The following is a 19301-nucleotide window of genomic DNA, read 5'->3' as shown; positions in this document are numbered from 1 at the left end:
CGACGCTCTCCGGCCTGCTCCATCTCTCGCCCGACGCGCTGCGCGGCATCGGCGGCGCGGTCCTCGCGCTCGGCGCCGCGATGGTCGCGGCGTGCCCCGCCACGGCGCGCGAAATCAATCCGCTCAAGCGTGACTGGGCGCGCTTCTCGGTGCCCGCGCGCCGCGACCTCGTCGCGCAACTGCTGCTCGCCGCGCTCGACGTGGTGGGCGCCGGTCTCGCGCTCTGGTCGGTGATGCCGCACGCGCACGTCGATTTCGCCGATTTCCTGACCGTCTACACCGCCGCGATGCTGCTCGGCCTGATCGGCCACACGCCCGGCGGCATCGGCGTGTTCGAAGCCGCGATGGTGTTCGCGCTCGGTTCCAGCGTGCCCGGCTCGAAGGTGTTCGCCGCGCTGCTCGCCTACCGCGCGATCTATTTCGGCGCGCCGCTCGCGCTCTCGGCCGCGCTGCTCGCCGTGTTCGAAGGCCGCGCGCTCAAGAACCCGCTCAGCACGACAATCGCGAAACGCGGCGCGGACGGCGTCTCGCAACTCGCCCCGCTGTTTCTCGCCATCGTCACTTTCGTCACGGGCAGCATGCTCGTGATCTCCGGCGCGACGCCCGCGTTCGCCAAGCGCATCGCGCTGCTGCAAACCGTGCTGCCGCTCTGGGTGCTCGAAAGCTCGCAGATGCTCGGCAGCCTGTTCGGCGTGCTGCTGCTGTTCGTCGCGCGCGGCCTGCTGCGCCGCCTCGACGCCGCCTGGTGGCTCGCGCTCATGCTGGCCGTTGCCAACCTCGCGCTCTCGCTGATGAAGGGCCTCGCGTTCGTCGAAGCGGGCGTGCTGTGCGTGCTGATCGCGCTGCTGCTCGCCACGCGCCGCCGCTTCAATCGCCATTCGTCGCTGTTCACCGAGCGCTTCACGCCCGCGTGGCTCGCCTCGGTTGGCTGCGTGATCGCGCTGGCCGTGTGGGTGCTGCTGTTCGCCTTCCGCGACGTCGATTATTCGCAGCATCTCTGGTGGCAATTCGCTTTCGACGAACGCGCGCCGCGTGCGCTGCGCGCCACGCTCGGCGCGGGCGTGTTCGCCGCCGCGCTGGCGTCGTGGCAATTGCTGCGTCCGGCGGCCGGGCGTTTCGTGATGCCCGCGAGCGAAGATCTGATCGAAGCCGCGCGCATCGTGCGCGCGCAGGAACGCAGCGACGCCGGCCTCGCGCTGATGGGCGACAAGAGCTTCCTGTTCTCGCAGTCGCGCAGCGCGTTCCTCATGTACGCCAAGCGCGGCCGCACGTGGGCCGCGCTGCACGATCCGGTCGGACCGCGCGACGAATGGCCCGCGCTGATCCGCGAATTCGTCTCGCTCGCGCACGCGCACGGCGGCCGCGCCGCGTTCTATCAGGTGCGCGCCGACGCCCTGCCGCTCTACCTCGACGCCGGTCTCACGCTGATGAAGCTCGGCGAAGAAGCGCGCGTGATGCTGCAGGAATTCGACCTCAAGGGCCCGCAGCGCGCGCATCTCCGCTACGCGCTCAAGCGCGGCGAACGCGACGGTTTCACCTTCGATCACATCGATCCGTCGCAGATGAGCGACACGCTGCCGACGCTGCGCGCGATCTCCGACGCGTGGCTCGAAGACCGCGAAGCGCGCGAAAAGAGCTTCTCGGTGGCCGCATTCGACGACGATTACCTCGCCGCCCAGCACGTGCTGCTGGTGCGTCAAAACGGCGAGCCGCTCGCCTTCGTCACCTTCATGACGACCGACCTGAACACCGACGCGACGGTCGGCGTCATGCGCCATCTGCCGGGCGCATCGCCCTACGCGATGGAATATCTCTTCACGCAGCTCGCGCTGCATCTCAAGGCCGCCGGGTTTCAGTCGCTCTCGCTCGGCATGGCGCCGCTTTCCGGCATGGGCCCGACGCCGCTCGCGTCGTCGTGGCATCGCCTTGCCGGGCTGATCTGGCGCTTCGGCGGCAAGTTCTACAACTTCCGTGGGCTGCGCGGCTTCAAGAACAAGTTCGCGCCGCGCTGGGAACCGCGCTATCTGGCCGCTTCGGGCTCGATCAGCGTGTTCATCACCCTTGCGGATCTATCGCTGCTGGCAGGAGGCTGGCGTTCATGATTCATTGTTTTTCCACGCTGCCGCGCACGCTTCGCGCGGCGGCGGGCGCCGTCCTGCTCGTCGCCGGCGCGTCGCATGGCGCGTTCGCTTCCACGCCTTCTACGGCTTCCACGTCGACGGCCAAAGCTGCCAATAGTGCTGAAAAAAGCGCCATCGAACACGTCTCGGGCGGCCGCTACGGCGAAGTTGCGATGACCAAACCCGATGGCGCGATCCGCGGCTTCGCGGTGCTGTTCTCGGCGGGCGAACACTGGAACGCCGCCGACCAGACGCGCGCCAACGCGCTCGCGCAGCACGGCGCGCTGGTCGTGGGCGTGGACACGGCGCGCTACGCGTCGAACCTCGCCGCCATCAAGAACGAGACCTGCCACAAGCTCTACAGCGATGCCGAAGCGCTGAGCCATCAGCTCGAACGCCAGCAGGGATCGAACGAGTATTTCGCGCCGATCGCGATCGGCAGCGGCACCGGCGCGCTCATCGCGCAACGCATGCTCTCGCAGTCGCCCGCGAACACGATGGCGGGCGCGGTGTCGCTCGATCCGTCGACGAAACCGCTCGACGCGCGTTTCGCGCCCTGCCCCGCCGATCCGACGCTCTCGCGCGGCAAGGGTCTGCCCGGCTTCTTCGAACAAGGCGTGACCGCCTCGCAGACGAACGCCGAGAAGGTTGCGCCCGCATCGAATGGCGCCACGCCGCGCGTGTTCGCCGCGAATCTTTCCGATGCCGACAAGCTCGCGACTTTGACTGCGCCGCATCTGCGCGCGCAGACGGAAAGCGAAGAGGACGTCTCCGATCTGCCGCTGATCGAGCTGCCCGCCGCGCATCCGACCGACATGCTCGCGGTGGTGATTTCCGGCGACGGCGGCTGGCGCGATCTCGACAAGACCATCGCGGAAGCGCTGCAAAAGCAGGGTATTTCGGTGGTCGGCTGGGATGCGCTGCGCTATTTCTGGAGCGAGAAGCCGCCCGCGCAGACGAGCCACGACCTCGCGCGCGTGCTCAACACGTACGCGTCGCGCTGGCACGCGAAGCACATCGCGCTCGTGGGCTACTCGTTCGGCGCGGATGTGATGCCGTTCGCCTACAACCGTCTGCCCGACGCGCTGCGCGCGAAGGTGTCGTACATGTCGCTGCTCGGCTTCGCGCCGGACGCCGATTTCCAGATCCGCGTGACGGGTTGGCTCGGCATGCCCGCGAGCGACAAGGCGCTTAAGGTGCGTCCGGAACTCGCGAAGGTGCCGCCATCGATCGTGCAGTGCGTGTACGGCGAGGATGAAACGGACACGCTGTGCCCGTCGCTCGCGAACACCGGCATCGATCTCGTGAAGACCAACGGCAGCCACCACTTCGACGGCGACTACAACGCGCTTGCGGCGAAGATCATCGAAGGGTGGAAGAAGGAAATTGCAGTGCGGGGTTAAACCGTACGGGTCGACGAGTCCCTGGACTCGCGCATCGCTGCAAAGAAAAATGGCTGCCTTCCGGCAGCCATTTTTTTCGACTCAATCCTTGCGTCCCGCCAGATACTGCACGCCCTGCGGCCCATAGCGCTCGACGTGCGGCTGCCCGGCGGCCAGATGAAACACGTCACCGACACGATACAGCCGCTCCTCGCCATCCGCGCCGATCGTGATCTCGCCCATCACGATCAGCGCTTTCGCTTCGAACGGATGCGTATGCTCGTCCATCGCGCCGTGCTCGCGCGTCACGAGCACGGGTTCGGGAAAACCTTCTTCGGCCAGCGTGCGAACAAACGTTTCGCGGTCCACGGCAGTCTCCTTCTCGATCGGCAACGCGCCGTGCATTCAGTGTGTCACGTCCGCGAAGCGCTTGCACGGGGTATCCGCGCGCGTATTCCACAGACAATTTCGCGGACAAAAAAACGCCGGCACGAAGCCGGCGCAAAGAGAGACTGCTGGAAAACTGTCGATGTAAGGCGCGCGTCAGACCACCGCGGCGGCGACCTTCGCATCTTCCTCGTCGTCCGCCGACGAGCGGATCAGGTAGTCAAACGCGCCGAGCGAAGCCTTCGCGCCTTCACCCACGGCGATCACGATCTGCTTGAACGGCACCGTGGTGACGTCGCCGGCCGCGAACAGACCCGGCACCGACGTCTGACCCTTCGCATCCACTTCGATCTCGCCGTGCTTCGAGAGCGCCACCGTGCCCTTCAGGAACTCGGTGTTCGGCACGAGACCGATCTGCACGAACACGCCTTCGAGTTCGAGATGATGCTTCTCGCCCGTGGTGCGTTCGAGGAACGCGAGGCCCGTGACCTTCTGGCTGTCGCCGACGATTTCGGTCGTCTGCGCGTTCACGTGCACCGTGACGTTCGGCAGGCTGCGCAGCTTGCGTTGCAGCACTTCGTCCGCACGCAGTTGCGCGCCGAATTCGAGCAGCGTGACGTGGCTCACGATACCGGCGAGGTCGATCGCCGCCTCGACGCCCGAGTTACCGCCACCGATCACCGCCACGCGCTTGCCCTTGAACAGCGGACCGTCGCAGTGCGGGCAGTACGCCACGCCCTTGTTCTTGTACTCCTGCTCGCCCGGCACATCGACATTGCGCCAGCGCGCGCCGGTCGCCAGCACCACGCTCTTCGCGCGCAGCGTCGCGCCGCTTTGCGTGCGCACTTCGAAACCCTTGCCGACCGGCACGATGGCTTCGGCGCGCTGCAGGTTCATGATGTCGACGTCATAGGCACGCACGTGCTGTTCGAGCGCCGCCGCGAACTTCGGTCCTTCCGTTTCCTTCACCGAGACGAAGTTTTCGATCGACATCGTGTCGAGCACCTGGCCGCCGAAACGTTCGGCCAGCACGCCCGTCTTGATGCCCTTGCGCGCCGAGTAGATCGCGGCTGCCGCGCCAGCGGGGCCGCCGCCGACGATCAGCATGTCGAACACGTCCTTCTGGTTCAGCTTTTCAGCAGCACGCGCCGAGGCGCCCGTATCGAGCTTCGCGAGGATTTCCTCGACGCCCATGCGACCCTGGCCGAACACTTCGCCGTTCAGGTAGATGGTCGGCACGGCCATGATCTGGCGCTTCTCGACTTCGCCCTGGAACAGCGCGCCGTCGATCGTGACGATCTTCACATTCGGGTTGAGCGCGGCCATCGCGTTGATCGACTGCACGACTTCCGGGCAGTTCTGGCACGACAGCGACATATAGACTTCGAACGAGAACACGCCGTCGAGCGACTTGACCTGTTCGATCGTTTCGTCTTCGAGCTTGACCGGGTAGCCGCCCACCTGGAGCAGCGCCAGCACGAGCGATGTGAATTCATGGCCCATCGGAATGCCCGCGAACGTGACCTTCACGTCCGAATTGGCGCGCTTGATCTCGAACGAAGGGGTACGCGCGTCGCCGGCTGCGGCGCCACGGCGTTCTTCGAGAGCAATACGGTCCGAGAGCGGTGCGATGTCCTGCAGCAGTTGCTGCAGTTCTTGCGACTTCTCGCCGTCGTCCAGATACGCGACGATCTCGATCGACTGCGTGACTTTTTCGAGGTAGCTTTTCAGTTGGGTCTTGAGATTGGCGTCGAGCATGGCGTTTTCCGGCTAGAGAAGAAGCGGGGGAATTCTTAAGTATTGCCTGGCAAATTTCGCCGTCCTGCACAGAGGCGGATCAGGCGTCCGGGCCGCTGCCGCGAAGGCGCGGCCCGGAGATACAGCGGTACTACTTCAGCGTCACGCGGTCATGACGACCGCGCGGGTGGAACGGCGCTTAGATCTTGCCGACCAGGTCGAGCGACGGCTTGAGCGTTTCTGCGCCCGGCGTCCACTTGGCGGGGCAGACTTCACCCGGGTGCGATGCCACGTACTGAGCAGCTTGCACCTTGCGCAGCAGTTCCTTGGCGTCACGGCCGATGCCGTTGTCGTGGATTTCGCACAGCTTGATCTCGCCTTCCGGGTTGATCACGAACGTGCCGCGCAGTGCCAGACCTTCTTCTTCGATCATGACGTCGAAGTTACGCGTGATCGCGCCCGTCGGGTCGCCGACCAGCGGGTACTGGATCTTGGCGATGGTGTCCGACGTGTCGTGCCATGCCTTGTGCGTGAAGTGCGTGTCGGTCGACACACCGTAGATCTCAACGCCCAGCTTCTGGAATTCTGCGTACTGGTCGGCCAGATCGCCGAGTTCCGTCGGGCACACGAACGTGAAGTCAGCCGGGTAGAACACGACAACCGACCACTTGCCCTTCAGGTTTTCTTCAGAGACCGGAACGAACTTGCCGTTGTGGTATGCGGTTGCGTTGAACGGCTTGACTTGCGTGTTGATGAGAGACATGCGTTTCCTCGCTCTGGGTTGGGAAAAGGTATGGACGAAGATTAAGGGATCCACGCCCATTTGAAAAATTGGTTGCTTTGATCGCGGGAATAAACCGTGCCTATCGGACCCCGGAAAAGCCCTATGAGGGCCGCCAAAGCCCGCCAGCCGGGCGTCCGCGCCGCCCAGGGGCGGCCCGCGCAACCGTCGGGGCGGTGAGCATACAACGAAACTGCGACATCGCGCCTCACTTCACTGCAGCGTTTGCGCCCCGTTCTGGTGCATCCGAGGGCGACAGAACGGCCTGCATGCGGCTGTTCTCGTCAGTTTGCCTCTCGGTTTATGACAAATGAGGACACGCGACGGGCGACTGGGCGTCAGCCGCAACCGCTGTGATCGCGCAAACCCGCGCCGGGTTCCGGGGAACTGACGCCAGTTATCTCGCGCGCTGCCTTTAGCAGATGCAGGCGCAACCGCTATTCCTCAAGGCCTGGCGCAATCCGACGCACGACACGCATGCGCCTCGCATCAAAGCGCGCCGCCGCGCGCCGTGGCCGCCCGCGCGGCCAGCCGTTCGCGCAGATAGTGCGTGAAGGCGCGAATCGTCACCGACGCCTCTCGGTGCTGCGGATAAAGCGCATGCAGCGCGTTCGGCGGCGGCATGTAGTCCTCCAGCACCTCGACGAGCACGCCCGCATCCACCGATCCCGCCACGATGAAGTCCGGCAGATAACAGATACCGAGGCCCGCGATGGCCGCGTCGCGGATCACCTCGCCGTTGTTGGCGCGCAGCGGCCCGTGCACCTCGAACGGCGTGCGCACGCCGCCGACCATGAATTCCCACGGCGCGCGCCCCTGCTGACCGTAAGGCAGACAGTCGTGCTGCGCCAGTTCCTCGGGCGTTTGCGGCGCGCGGCGGCGACGCCGGTAGCCGGGACTGCAGCACGCGATCATGCGCACGTCGATGAGCTTTTGCGCGACCAGCGTGGAATCGGCGAGACGCCCGATGCGCAGCGCCATGTCGAAGCCCTCGCCGATCACGTCCACGCTGCGGTCGCTCAGATCCATGTCGAAGCGCACGTCCGGATGCTCGCGCAGGAATTCCGCGACCAGCGGCGACAGATGCGCCATGCCGAACGACATGGGCGCACTGACCTTGAGCAGCCCGCGCGGCTCCGAGCGCCGCGCCGACATGGCCTGCTCGGCCTCGTTCACGTCCGCGAGGATGCGTTTCGCGCGCTCGTAGAAGTCCTGGCCGAGATCGGTGACCGCCAGCTTGCGCGTGTTGCGCACCAGCAGGCGCGCGCCCAGATCGGCCTCCAGCGCGGCCACGCGGCGGCTCACGAACTGCTTGGAGAGCCGCAGCCGGTGGCCCGCCGCCGTGAAATTGCCCGCATCCACGGTATTCACGAAGATCCGCATGTCGTCGAGTTGCATTGCTATTGTCCACTTCAATGTGACAGTGAGTACTATTTTACGGTGATTTACATCGCTTTGATTGACCTAAACTCTCTTCCATCGCAGCACAACATTCCGGGCCGAAACGGCCCCACCGAACTGGAGAGAGAACATGATCGAACTTCGCAAAGCAGACCAACGTGGCCGCGGTGAACATGGCTGGCTCAGCTCGCGTCACACCTTTTCGTTCGCCAACTACTACGACCCGAAGCAGACCGGCTTCTCGGACCTGCTGGTGATCAACGACGACCGCGTCGCTCCGGCGCGCGGCTTCGGCAAGCACCCGCACCGCGACATGGAAATCTTTTCGTACGTGCTGGAAGGCGCGCTCGAACATAAGGATTCGATGGGCACGGGCTCGGTGATCGTCCCCGGCGACGTGCAGCTGATGAGCGCCGGCACGGGCGTCGCGCACAGCGAGTTCAACCATTCGGCCGATCAGCCGGTGCACTTCCTGCAGATCTGGATTGCGCCGAACGAGAAGGGCGCGCAACCGCGCTATCAGCAGAAGAACATCGCGGATGCGGAAAAGCGCGGCAAGTTCCGCCTGATCCTCTCGCCGGACGGCGCCGACGATTCGCTGCTGCTGCGCCAGGACGCCCGCGTCTACGCCGGCCGGCTCGACGGCGCGGAAAGCGCGAAGGTCGAGATCGGCGCCGAACGCCACGCCTATGTCCACGTGGCGCGCGGCAGCGTGAAGCTCAACGGCGTGGAGATGGGCGAAGGCGACGGCGCGCGGATCCGCTCGGAACGCGAACTGACCTTCACCGACGGACACGATGCCGAAGTCCTGGTCTTCGATCTGCGTAATATCGAAGTGCCGGAACTCTGGTCGTAAGCACCGCACGCCATCGTCGTAGTCATGACGCGCGGACCGGAGTCAGGCGGCCTGTGAACCCAGGCCGCCACCCGGCGAGCGCGCACAACCCAGTCAATAACATTCACGCCTCAATCAAGTTCTTCGGAGAGAACACCATGCGACATAACCTGTTCGGACAAGGCAACGATGCCGTCCTGCTGGTCTCACGTATCCTGCTGGCCGCCCTGTTCGTGCTGTTCGGCTGGTCCAAGATCACCGGATTCTCCGGCACGGTCGACTATATGGCGCACGTGGGCGCGCCGGCGCCGATGCTCTCGGCGGTGATCGCCGTCGTCATGGAATTCGTGGTGGGCATTCTGATCATCGTGGGCTTCTATACGCGTCCGCTCGCCGTGCTGCTCGCGCTCTACACCGTGGCGACCGCGATCATCGGCCATCACTTCTGGAACATGACGGGCGCCGACCAGATGGCCAACATGATCAACTTCTACAAGAACGTGAGCATCGCGGGCGGTCTGCTGGCCCTCGCCGTGGCCGGTCCGGGCAAGTTCTCGATCGATCGGCAGTAAGACGCCGAGCCGCCCCGCGCGGCTCGGGAAGAAAACAGAAGGCAGAAAACAGCGCGCTGCGACGCAAGACTCTTGCGACGCAGCGCGTTTTTCATTGTGCGGCAGCCTTTGCAGCGTGTGCCCATCGGCCGGACGGCATAGGCTGTTTGACCGAATTGTCGAACGCACGCCGGCCATGCGAGGATGGCTCCGAACCCAACAGGTCTCAGGAGCGCCCATGCAGGACAGGTCAATCTCGCAGGATCGCGGTGTGAATCGGGAACGCGCGCGACGCGTGCTGGCTCGCGAGCGCGACGCGTTCGTCGCCGCGCGTCCGGCATCGCAGGCGCTGTCGGTACAGGCCGCGCAGCATCTGCTGTTCGGCGTGCCGCTGCACTGGATGAACGACTGGTCCACGCCGTTTTCGCTCTACGTGGATGCCGCGCGCGGCGCGACCTTCAGCGACGTGGACGGCCATCGCTATACCGACTTTTGCCTCGGCGACACGGGCGCGATGTTCGGCCACGCGCCGCCCGCCGTGGCGCGCGCGCTCGCGCATCAGGCCGAACGCGGCTTCACGACCATGCTGCCGGGCGCGGACGCGGTGGCCGTCGGCGCGGCGCTCGCCGAACGCTTCGGGCTGCCTTACTGGCAGTTCGCCATGACCGCGAGCGACGCCAACCGCTTCGCGCTGCGCTGGGCGCGCGCGGCCACGGGCCGCCACACCATCGTGGTGTTCAACGGCTGCTATCACGGCACCGTCGACGACGTATTCGTCGACCTGATCGACGGCGCGCCCACGCAGCGCGCCAGCCTGCTCGGCCAGGTGCACGACCTGCTGCCGCATACGCGCGTGGTCGAGTTCAATGACCTCGCGGCGCTCGAACAGGCGCTCGCGGGCAACGACGTCGCGTGCGTGCTCGCCGAACCGGCGATGACCAACGTCGGCATGGTCCTCCCCGAGCCTGGCTTCTGGCGCGAAGCGCAGGCGCTCATCCGGCGCCACGGCGCGCTGCTGCTGATCGACGAAACCCACACCATCAGCAGCGGCCCGCGCGGTTATGCACGCGAACACGGCATTGAGCCCGACCTCTTCGTGCTCGGCAAACCGGTTGGCGGCGGCGTGCCTTGCGCGGTGTACGGCTTCAGTACCGACCTCGCAGGCCGCGCGCAAAAGGCAAAACTCGACGCGCCACCGGGCCACTCGGGCATCGGCACGACGCTCACGGCCAACGCGCTCTCCATGAGCGCGATGCGCGCGACGCTCGACGAAGTGATGACCGAAGCCGCCTATGCGCTGATGTTCACGCTGTCGGAACGGCTCGCTGCGGGACTCACCGCGATCATCGGCAAACACGCGCTGCCGTGGTGCGTGACGCGCGTGGGCGCACGCAGCGAATTTCAGTTCTGCGCCACGCCGCCGCGCAATGGCAACGAAGCGCGCGCCGCCATGGACGACGAACTCGAACACGTGATCCACCTCTATCTGCTCAATCGCGGCGTGCTGATTACGCCGTTCCACAACATGATGCTGGTGTGTCCTGAGACGACGGAAGCCGACGTCGATCGTCTGCTCGCCGCCTTCGACGCCTGCCTTGGGGAACTCTGCGCAGCGTAAGGCAGCCGCATGGGTGAGTTGCTATGCTTCGCCGGCTCGCGGCAGCGCGTTCCGGCTTTCGCGCTCGCCGCTTCTCGCGCACCGTTTCACGCTCACCGTTGTCAACGATTTCAGACCGACTTTCTCATCACGCGATGTTCGACCCGCAAGACAATCTGTTCGCCTATCTCTCGTCGCTCCAGCAATCGGCGCTCGGCGCGCTCAAGCGTCTGCCGCTCAAGAGCCGCGCGGCGCAAGGCACGCTGATGGCATTGCGCGCCGTGTGCGGCGCGGGGCTCGCGTACGCCATCGGCCACGCGCTGCACACCGAGCAGGCGTTCTGGGCCGCGATCACGGCCATCGCCGTCACCCAGCACGACTATGCGGACACGCTCGCGCAGTCGCGCGACCAGTTCATCGGCGCCATCGCGGGCGGCGTGGTGGGCTTCGCGGCGGCCACGCTCGGGCCGGAAAACCTCACCGCGTATCTCGTGGCGGTCGCGGTGGTCATCATCGCGTGCTGGTGTCTGCGCGTGAGCACGGCGGCGCGCCTTGGCGCAATCACGACCACCATCGTGCTGCTCGTCCCCACGCACGGCCCCGTGTGGGACGTGGCGCTGTTCCGGGTCGCGGAAGTGGCGATCGGCATGGCCTGCGCGGTGCCGGTCTGCTGGGTGTTTTCGCTCGTTGAGCGAAAGTGGCTGCATGTCTGAAGGCGTGCAAGGCCGACGAAGCCGAGGTGAAAGAAGCAGGGCCTGAAGAAAGAATCCGCCCGCGCTCTCAACCCTCGCGAAATAATCCATCTCCGTTCGCTGCGCAATCCTCAGCCGATTAGCGGCGATAATCAGCAGCGTCGTGCCGATGGGCTTGCGCCGACGTCAATGCCAGTGCGGCCGCTGCGCGCGGTCGCCGTGCAATTGCCCCCGCGAACGTGAAATCGTGCGAAACTCCGGGCCGCGCCAATGCGGGCGCACGAGATTCGACACTGTTTTTCGACACCCTTCGCGCCGCGTCGCCAACCGGCTGCGCGCGTCGCACGACCATCGCACATCCATGAACACCACGACCCGTCATCCCGCCCCGAACGCTTCGCCGCGCAAGACCATTTCCCTGCTGCAGATGCTCGCGCTGATCGCCTTTGGCGGCATCGCCGGCTCGCTGCTGGTCCGCCTGTTCGTCTAAGCGCGGCGCGCCGCACGGGACGCCCAGGAATCCGTTTTCGCTTATGTACAAGAAAGGCGTCGCCCTCGAAATCCAGTTCTCCCCCGACCGTCTGAACGACGGCGCCGGCGATCCTTACTGGATCGACTTCACGGCTGAAGAAGCCGCCGCATTGCTCGAGACCCTGCAAACCCGGCTCGCGAATCGCGAAAGCACGTCGGCGCCGCTCGTCGTCGCGCTCGACACGCCGCGTGTGGACCCGCAGGCGGAGACCGCCCAAGACACGACCGCGCCCAAAGCCGCACAGGCGGCCGACGACGGCTTCAAGCAATGGGTCTGCGTGATCTGCGGCTGGGTCTACGACGAAGCCCTCGGCGCACCCGACGACGGCCTCGCGCCCGGCACGCGCTGGGCCGACGTGCCCGACGACTGGCGCTGCCCGCTCTGCGACGTGGGCAAGGAAGACTTCGCGCTCATCGAGTTCTGACGCACCCGCCCCGCGCTCATCGGCGCGCGGGGTTTCGCAACGCGCTCAGACGCGCGCTCACCCGCCCTCACGCCCGATCGGCTCGTAAAACAGCGCGAACAGCTCCGACTGCGAGCTGACGCCGAGCTTGGCGTAGATATGCTTCTTGTGCGCCCGCACGGTTTCGAAAGAAATTTCGAGCCGCTCCGCGATCGCGCGCGTCGAAAATCCCGACAGGCTCTGCCGCACGACCTCGATTTCGCGCGCGGTCAGCGGCGTGCGTCCGCTTTGCTGCGTGACCGCGTCGAAGCGGCTGGCGTAATCGAGTTCGAGCACTTCCGCCGCCGCGCGCTCCGCCACGGCATCGGATTGCGGCGCGGCGCCCGCCTCGTCGGCGGCCACGCCCGGCTCGTAAGCGAGGCGCTGGCGCATCAACGCAATCACCCACGGCGCGAACATCGCGAACTGTGCCACATCGCGTTCCGTGTAATGGTGCTTTGCGCCCAGCGAGAAAATCAGCGTGCGCCGCGCATCGAGCGGCACGTTGAACTGCACTTCGTCGCCGATGATGTTGCTCTTGAAATAGCGCTGGTAGTAATCCGTCATGCGGAAATTGTCGGGCGCGACTTCGGCGAGCGTGATCAGCCCCGCACGCGGCCTTTCGCATGCGTTGATATAGAACGGATCGAGCTGGTACATCCCCTCCAGATACGCGCGGAACAAGAGATCCACGGTGCCGTCGGGCATCGGCGACTCGGCGCAGACGAGCGGCGCGCGATCGCGCACGAAGACGAGCGCCACCCAGTTGTCGAAGGCGACGAAGCGCTCGATCACGCGAGTCGCGCGGGTCCAGAAATCGGGGCCGTCGAGGGCGTCGATCAGCGTCGCGATGTGATGATGGAACGCGCGGTCCTGCCAGTCGGGTTCCATGAGTCCTCCGATCAGGGTACCCCTGCTGGGTAATTCCTGGACAAAAATAACGTGGTGATAATAGCCGCTCCTGATGTTCGCGCGGCCATTTTATAAGCTCAATGCCTCGCGAGCCCGTTGTCAGAGGCAAAATTGGAGACAGACATGCAACTCGAACTCGCGCAAATTCCTCTCGTGGACGGCGCCGTCGCGCCCAACCTCGAGCGCACGCTGGACGCCATCGGCAAGCGCCGCGCGGGTACCGATCTCATGGTGTTCCCCGAAGCCACGCTCACCGGTTTCCCCACGCGCGAGAACGTGCGCGACATCGCCGAGACGCTGTCCGGCCCGTCGCTGACCCGCGTGCGCGACGCCGCGCGCGACGCCAATGTAGCCGTCGCCGTGGGCCTCGCCGAACGTGACGGCGAACGCTTCTACAACACCACCGTGCTGATCGACGAGCGCGGCGAGATCGCCCTGCAATACCGCAAGACGCATCTGTGGGCCACCGACGTGGGCGTGTTCACGCCGGGCGACCGCTACGAAGTCTGCGAATTCAAGGGCATGACCGTCGGCCTGCTGATCTGTTACGACATCGAGTTTCCCGAGACCGCGCGCGCGGTCGGCATGCTCGGCGCCGAAATGCTGGTCGTCACCAACGGCAACATGGATCCGTTCGGCCCCGTGCACCGCCGCGCGATCGTGGCGCGCGCGATGGAAAACCAGATGTTCGCGGCGCTCGTGAACCGTATCGGCGACGGCGACGACAACCTCACATTCCCCGGTGAATCGTCGCTCATCAGCCCGTTCGGCGACGTGCTGGCCGAACTCAAGCACGAAGACGCGGTGCTGCCGGTCACGGTCGATCGCGCGCTGCTCGCACAAAGCCGCGAGCACTACAGCTATCTGCACGACGCGCGCATCGCGCTCAATCTCGTCGACGAAAACGACGCGCAGGGCCGTCGTTCGCTCAACATCCGCGCGCGGACGCGTTAAAAAAACCGCCGAAAACCGTATTTCCGGCGCGGCCGCGCACGCCTCACGCGCGCCGCGCCGACCACCAAAAATAAAGCAACGACGCGTGGCCCGAACACCGGCCATCGCAGCGTCTGGCACGCGACACGCACTGATTCGCACCCCGAATCAATGTGTGCGACGTCAAGCCGGACGCTTCACTCACGCATGCGCAGAGATCGGCTGGACTTCACTCGCAGATCCTTGCAACCCACCCGCAGCATTTCGGAGACACCTGCATCATGAAGCCATCTTCGCCACCCGCCCAAAGCGCATCCAGCGCAAGAGAGCCGCACCTCAAACGCACGCTCCGCCTGCCGTCGGTGCTGCTGTTCGGCCTCGCCTACATGGCGCCGCTGATCGTCTACGGCACCTACGGCGTGCTCGCCGGCGCGAGCCAGGACACGGCCGCGCTTGCGTACCTGATCGCGCTCATCGCCATCGTGTTTACGGCGCTCAGCTACGGCAAGCTTGCCCGTCTGTTCCCCGTCGCGGGCTCCGCCTACACGTACACGCGCAAAAGCTTCAACGCGCATCTGGGCTTCATGATCGGTTGGGCCACGCTGCTCGACTACTTCTTCCTGCCGATGGTGATCTGGCTGATCGGCGCGGCCTATCTGGGCGCGGCGTTCCCGAGCATTCCGGCGTGGGTGTGGATCGTCGCGTTCATCGTGTTGACGAGCGGTCTGAACGTGCTCGGCATCGAACTGGCCGCGCGCTTCAACATCGTGCTGATGGTCGTGCAGCTCGGCATCGCCGCCGTGTTCGTCGTGCTGTGCTGCCACTACGCAGCCGCCGCCGCGGGTCCGGGCGGACTGCTGACCGCGCAGCCGTTCTTCCAGCCGCACGTGCCGCTCTCGGCGACGATGGCCGGCGCCGCGATCGCCGCGTATTCGTACCTCGGCTTCGACGCCGTCTCGACGCTCACCGAAGAAACCATCGAGCCCGAGAAGACCATTCCGCGCGCCATCGTGCTGATCGCGCTGGTGGGCGGCGCGATCTTCGTGATCGCCGCGTACACGCTCCAGCTCGCGCATCCGGGCGCCGTGTTCAAGGACCCGGACTCGGCCGCGTTCGAAATCGCGCGCAAGGTCGGCGGCGACATCTTCGTGACGATCTTCCTCGCGGGCCTGATCCTCGCGCAGTTCGCCTCGGGCATCTCGGCGCAGGCGAGCGTCGGCCGTCTGCTCTACGCGATGGGCCGCGACGAAGTGCTGCCGAAGTCGATCTTCGGCTACATTCACCCGCGTTTCCGCACGCCCGCCATCAACATCGCGATCGCCGGCATCGTCGGTCTGATCGCACTGAAGCTGGACGTGGCCACGTCGACGTCGTTCATCAACTTCGGCGCGTTCCTCGCGTTCACGTCGGTGAACCTCTGCGTGATCCGCCAGTACTTCAGCGGCGCGGCCGGCACGCGCGGCTTCGGCGTGCTCGGCGGCCTGGTGTTCCCGCTGATCGGCGCGGTCACCGACCTCTGGCTGCTCTGCAGCCTGGAAAAAACCGCGATCGTGCTCGGCGTGATCTGGTTCGTGCTCGGTCTCGCCTACCTCGGCTGGATCACGCGCTGCTTCCGCCGCGCGCCGCCGGAAATGGCGGTTTAAGCGTCGAAACAAGCCTCGAAATACAGCGCGTTCCCCACGCGCTGAAATAAAAAAACGGCGAGCCGCCCGCAGGGGCGCTCGCCGTTTTTCGTTGCACGCGCAACGAATATCCCTCGATCAGCTCACTGATCGGTCAAGCCCGCCATCCGCGCGGCGGCCATCACTTCGCGCTTGGTATCCAGAATGTGCCGCTCGATCAGCTCGACCACGTCGTCGACGGCGCGCCGTTTGCAGGCATCGACGATCTCGTAGTGATCGCGCTGCACGTCGCCCTTTTCCGTATCGAGCGACATGCGCAGATGCGGATAGCGATTCGTCGTCGACAAACAGTATTCCTCGATCATCTTGCGCAGCCGCGCGTTGTTCGCGGGCGCGCACAGCGCGAGGTGGAACTGGCGGTTGTACTCGGCCCAGTCGGCGGGCGAGGTGGCGGCGTCGTAGGCCGCGAGGATGCGCTTCATCACGTCGATGTCGGCGGCCACCATGTTCGGCACCGCCAGCTTCGCCGCGTACGTCTCCAGCGCGGCGCGAATGTCGAGCAACTCGCAGATCTCGCGCGTCGACATCGCCATCACCACCGCGCCGCGGTTGAGCTGGTAGCTCACGAGCCCTTCGGCCTCGAGCTGGCGCAGCGCCTCGCGCACCGGAATGCGGCTCGCGCCGAAGCGCTCCGCGAGGCTTTCCTGGCGCAGTTGCGCACCCGGCGGCAACACGCCGCGCAGGATCTCATCGCGCAACTGGTCGCGGATGGTTTGAGGCAGCGATCGCTGGTCTTCCTTGCCCTGCACTGTCGTCATGTGTTCGTGTGCGTTTGCGCCGGCCGAACGAAGGCCGACGAAAAAAAGTTGTCGTCGTTTTTTTTGCCTGCCAGAATTGGATACAATCCGAGCAATGATGGATACTTGATGAGGCTGAGTGTATCCGTCAATCAGTCGATTCGCTGTTGCCGCGTCCTTGTCCGGAGACCGTATGGGATGTTGTAAGCATCTGAAAAACAAACAATTTTAGCGTATCCGCCGAACCGCCCCGAAGCCGTTGCGGACGCAACGGCTTGAGGACGGCCCGGGCGCCCGCGCGCGCCCACGGCGGCCGCCGGCCGATTCACCCCTATGCAGAACGGCACGCCACGCATTCCCGTGCGCGGCGCGGGCCCGCCTGCGCCCATGAAAACGTAGAACGCTGAGGAGAGAACCAGGATGACACGCCACACCACCCCGAGCCTGCGCCTGCGCGCACCCGTCATGATCGCCGCGCTCGCCGGCCTCTGGAGCGCCGGCGCGCTCGCCCAGGCCACCGACGTCAAGATCGGCTTCGCCGCTCCGCTGACCGGCGGCCAGGCCCACTACGGCGCCGACTTCAAGAGCGGCGTGCAGATGGCGATCGACGACGAAAACGCCACCAACCCGACCATCGGCGGCAAGCCCGTGCATTTCGTGATCGACGCCTACGACGATCAGGCCGACCCGCGCACGGGCACGACGGTCGCGCAGAAGCTCGTCGACGACGGCGTCTCCGCGGTCATCGGCCACTTCAATTCGGGCACCAGCATCCCGGCCGCGCCGATCTACGCGAAGGCCGGCATCCCCGAAATCGCCACGGCGACGGCGCCCGCCTACACGCGCCAGGGCCTGCCGACGACCTTCCGTCTCGTGACTTCCGACGCGCAGCAGGGCAGCGTGCTGGGCGCGTACGTCGTGAAGGATCTGAAGTTCAAGCGCTTCGCCGTGGTGGACGACCGCACGGCCTACGGCCAGGGCGTGGCCGAGGAATTCGCGAAGGCCGTGAAGGCGGCGGGCGGCACCGTGGTCGCGCAGGAATTCACCAACGACAAGGCCGTCGACTTCCGCTCGATCCTCACGCACATCAAGTCGGCCGACGTCGACGCGATCTTCTACGGCGGCGCCGACACCCAGGCCGCGCCGATGCTCAAGCAGATGAAATCGCTCGCCATGAAGGCCACGCTGATCGGGCCCGACATGGTCCATTCGGCCGAGTTGATCAAGATCGCCGGTCCGGCGGCCGAAGGCGCGCTGGCCTCGTCGGGCGGCAGCCCGCTCGAACAGATGCCGGGCGGCAAGGACTACGTCGAGCGCTACACGAAGCGCTTCAACAAGCCGGTCGAACTGTACTCGCCGTACGCCTACGACGGCACGCGCGCCGTGATCGCCGCGATGAAGAAGGCCAACTCGACCGATCCGCACGTGTTCCTCGCCGCGCTCAAGGCGACCAGCATGAAGGGCGTGACGACCAACGAGCTCGCCTACGACCAGTACGGCGACCTGAAGTACGGCGGCGTGACCGTCTACAAGGTCGTGAACGGTCAGTGGCAGCCGCTCACCACGGTCGGCACGAAGTAAAGCATCGTTGCGCGCGACCTCGTGCCGCTCTTCGGGGCGGTCCGGCGTCGCGCGCTCCAGGGGAACAGCCGGCGGTACCCGGCTGCGGCGCGCCAGCGGCGGATCACACTTCTCCGTCCGCCGGGACGCGCGCCGGGTTGACACGGGCTTTCGCCACGCGCGGAAGCCCGTTTTTTTTGGCCATTTTTTTCGCCACGCTTTTGCCGTCCGGATGGCGCAGAATGGCAGAGTGAGTAGGTGCTCACTTTCGGTTTGTGCGTGATTTTGTCTCGGTCGAGGCGCGCGCCGGGGCTCGTTTTCGCCCGTTTTCGGCCCTGCCGATCGTGCCCCCGATACGACCGTTCGGTCGTGGAAACCCGAACCGAACTACAATTGCCGTCCGACGTCTGCCGTCTCGCCTCTCTCGAATATGTCCCGTTTTTCCCGAGTTGCCCCGTTTCTGCTGATTCCGCTGGCCGCCGCGCTGGGCGCGTGCTCGTCCGCGAAGCCTAAATTCCAGGACGACCAGCTGTGGAGCAGCGCCCCCAGCCCGTTCTCGCGCAACTTCGCCTACGGCAGCGCCGACGCCTGCGAGGCGTCGCGTCGCGCCCTGCTGAGCCAGGGCTACATGACGACGATGGCCAAGAGCGACACCGTCGACGCGACCAAGAACTTCCAGCCGACGAGCGACCAGCACATCGTCGTGGAAGTGCACGTGGTCTGCACCTCCGGCGACGCCAGCAATTCGAGCATGGTCTATGTGAACGCCGTGCAGAACGGCTATGCGCTGAAGAAGAGCGATACGTCGGCGAGCGTGGGGCTGTCGATTTTGGGGTCGGTTTCGCTGCCGATCCGCTCGAACAGCGACGAGATGGTCAAGATTTCGAGCGAGACGATCCTGCCGGGCGTGGTGCAGGTCGACTGGTCGCTGCGTTTCGCCGACGAATGGGTGCCGGGCGCACGCGCGCTCGCCACGATCGAGCAACTGAAATTCATGGCGCCGGTGCCGCCGGGCGTCGT

At 65.6% G+C, this 19301-nt stretch carries 18 protein-coding genes; 12 read left to right on the top strand and 6 right to left on the bottom strand.

Going from position 1 to position 19301, the window contains the following annotated elements; all coding sequences use genetic code 11:
* The coding region (gene mprF / locus G3N97_RS25010) for a bifunctional lysylphosphatidylglycerol flippase/synthetase MprF (protein ID WP_205995717.1) at positions 1-2102 on the top strand (2102 nt) is incomplete at its 5' end.
* The gene (locus tag G3N97_RS25005; RefSeq protein WP_205995716.1) at positions 2099-3523 is read left to right on the top strand and encodes a virulence factor family protein; all 1425 of its coding nucleotides are present in this window, start codon (positions 2099-2101) and stop codon (positions 3521-3523) included. The genes mprF and G3N97_RS25005, both read left to right, overlap by 4 nt.
* Before the next feature lie 81 nt (positions 3524-3604).
* On the opposite strand, the gene G3N97_RS25000 is transcribed toward G3N97_RS25005, so the two are convergent.
* The 4 genes from G3N97_RS25000 to G3N97_RS24985 form a co-directional block, all read right to left on the bottom strand.
* A complete protein-coding gene (locus tag G3N97_RS25000; protein ID WP_065057717.1) occupies positions 3605-3871 on the bottom strand; it encodes a cupin in 267 nt (88 codons plus the stop codon).
* A 174-nt stretch (positions 3872-4045) separates the two neighbouring features.
* A complete protein-coding gene (ahpF, locus tag G3N97_RS24995) occupies positions 4046-5647 on the bottom strand; it encodes an alkyl hydroperoxide reductase subunit F (protein WP_205995715.1) in 1602 nt (533 codons plus the stop codon).
* Positions 5648-5825: 178 nt separating this feature from the next.
* Positions 5826-6389 carry an alkyl hydroperoxide reductase subunit C gene (ahpC, locus tag G3N97_RS24990; protein ID WP_065057593.1) on the bottom strand — a complete coding sequence of 188 codons (564 nt, stop codon included), beginning with the start codon at positions 6387-6389 and terminating at the stop codon, positions 5826-5828.
* A gap of 507 nt (positions 6390-6896) precedes the next feature.
* Positions 6897-7805 (bottom strand): LysR family transcriptional regulator, encoded by a 909-nt coding sequence (locus G3N97_RS24985; RefSeq protein WP_205995714.1) that lies wholly within the window; start codon positions 7803-7805, stop codon positions 6897-6899.
* 133 nt (positions 7806-7938) lie between these two features.
* On the opposite strand from G3N97_RS24985, the gene G3N97_RS24980 reads away from it, so the two are divergent.
* The 6 genes from G3N97_RS24980 to G3N97_RS24960 all read left to right on the top strand — a co-directional run bounded on the left by G3N97_RS24980 (position 7939) and on the right by G3N97_RS24960 (position 12439).
* A complete protein-coding gene (locus G3N97_RS24980; protein ID WP_205995713.1) occupies positions 7939-8664 on the top strand; it encodes a pirin family protein in 726 nt (241 codons plus the stop codon).
* A 137-nt stretch (positions 8665-8801) separates the two neighbouring features.
* Positions 8802-9215: a DoxX family protein gene (locus tag G3N97_RS24975; RefSeq protein WP_205995712.1), complete on the top strand. Its 414-nt coding sequence runs from the start codon at positions 8802-8804 to the stop codon at positions 9213-9215.
* A gap of 217 nt (positions 9216-9432) precedes the next feature.
* A complete protein-coding gene (locus G3N97_RS24970) occupies positions 9433-10812 on the top strand; it encodes an aspartate aminotransferase family protein (protein ID WP_205995710.1) in 1380 nt (459 codons plus the stop codon).
* 134 nt (positions 10813-10946) lie between these two features.
* Entirely contained in the window at positions 10947-11504 is a 558-nt protein-coding gene (locus tag G3N97_RS24965; protein WP_205995708.1) for an FUSC family protein, read from the top strand.
* A 340-nt stretch (positions 11505-11844) separates the two neighbouring features.
* Complete coding sequence (locus G3N97_RS40015) at positions 11845-11973, top strand: hypothetical protein (RefSeq protein ID WP_258365463.1); 129 nt, start codon at positions 11845-11847, stop codon at positions 11971-11973.
* Between the two features lie 43 nt (positions 11974-12016).
* Positions 12017-12439, top strand: coding sequence for a rubredoxin (locus G3N97_RS24960; RefSeq protein ID WP_205995706.1), 423 nt, complete (start codon positions 12017-12019; stop codon positions 12437-12439).
* 57 nt (positions 12440-12496) lie between these two features.
* On the opposite strand, the gene G3N97_RS24955 is transcribed toward G3N97_RS24960, so the two are convergent.
* Positions 12497-13348 carry a helix-turn-helix transcriptional regulator gene (locus G3N97_RS24955; RefSeq protein ID WP_205995704.1) on the bottom strand — a complete coding sequence of 284 codons (852 nt, stop codon included), beginning with the start codon at positions 13346-13348 and terminating at the stop codon, positions 12497-12499.
* 144 nt (positions 13349-13492) lie between these two features.
* On the opposite strand from G3N97_RS24955, the gene G3N97_RS24950 reads away from it, so the two are divergent.
* Together G3N97_RS24950 and G3N97_RS24945 are read left to right on the top strand one after the other, a co-directional pair.
* Positions 13493-14323, top strand: a complete 831-nt coding sequence (locus G3N97_RS24950; protein ID WP_205995702.1) for a carbon-nitrogen hydrolase family protein — start codon at positions 13493-13495, stop codon at positions 14321-14323.
* 260 nt (positions 14324-14583) lie between these two features.
* Complete coding sequence (locus tag G3N97_RS24945; protein WP_205995700.1) at positions 14584-15945, top strand: APC family permease; 1362 nt, start codon at positions 14584-14586, stop codon at positions 15943-15945.
* Between the two features lie 122 nt (positions 15946-16067).
* Here G3N97_RS24945 and G3N97_RS24940 read toward each other — a convergent pair whose 3' ends face one another.
* Positions 16068-16742 carry a GntR family transcriptional regulator gene (locus G3N97_RS24940; protein WP_205995698.1) on the bottom strand — a complete coding sequence of 225 codons (675 nt, stop codon included), beginning with the start codon at positions 16740-16742 and terminating at the stop codon, positions 16068-16070.
* Positions 16743-17186: 444 nt separating this feature from the next.
* Here G3N97_RS24940 and G3N97_RS24935 point away from each other — a divergent pair, with 444 nt between their 5' ends.
* Both G3N97_RS24935 and G3N97_RS24930 read left to right on the top strand, forming a co-directional pair.
* The gene (locus G3N97_RS24935; protein ID WP_205995718.1) at positions 17187-18302 is read left to right on the top strand and encodes a branched-chain amino acid ABC transporter substrate-binding protein; all 1116 of its coding nucleotides are present in this window, start codon (positions 17187-17189) and stop codon (positions 18300-18302) included.
* A gap of 409 nt (positions 18303-18711) precedes the next feature.
* Positions 18712-19301: DUF2242 domain-containing protein (locus tag G3N97_RS24930; RefSeq protein ID WP_205995696.1), on the top strand; the 590-nt coding region annotated here is incomplete at its 3' end.

This window comes from Paraburkholderia sp. Ac-20347 (genome assembly GCF_017104805.1).
GTDB lineage: Bacteria > Pseudomonadota > Gammaproteobacteria > Burkholderiales > Burkholderiaceae > Paraburkholderia > Paraburkholderia tropica.
This window is presented reverse-complemented; position numbering and strand designations above follow the sequence as displayed.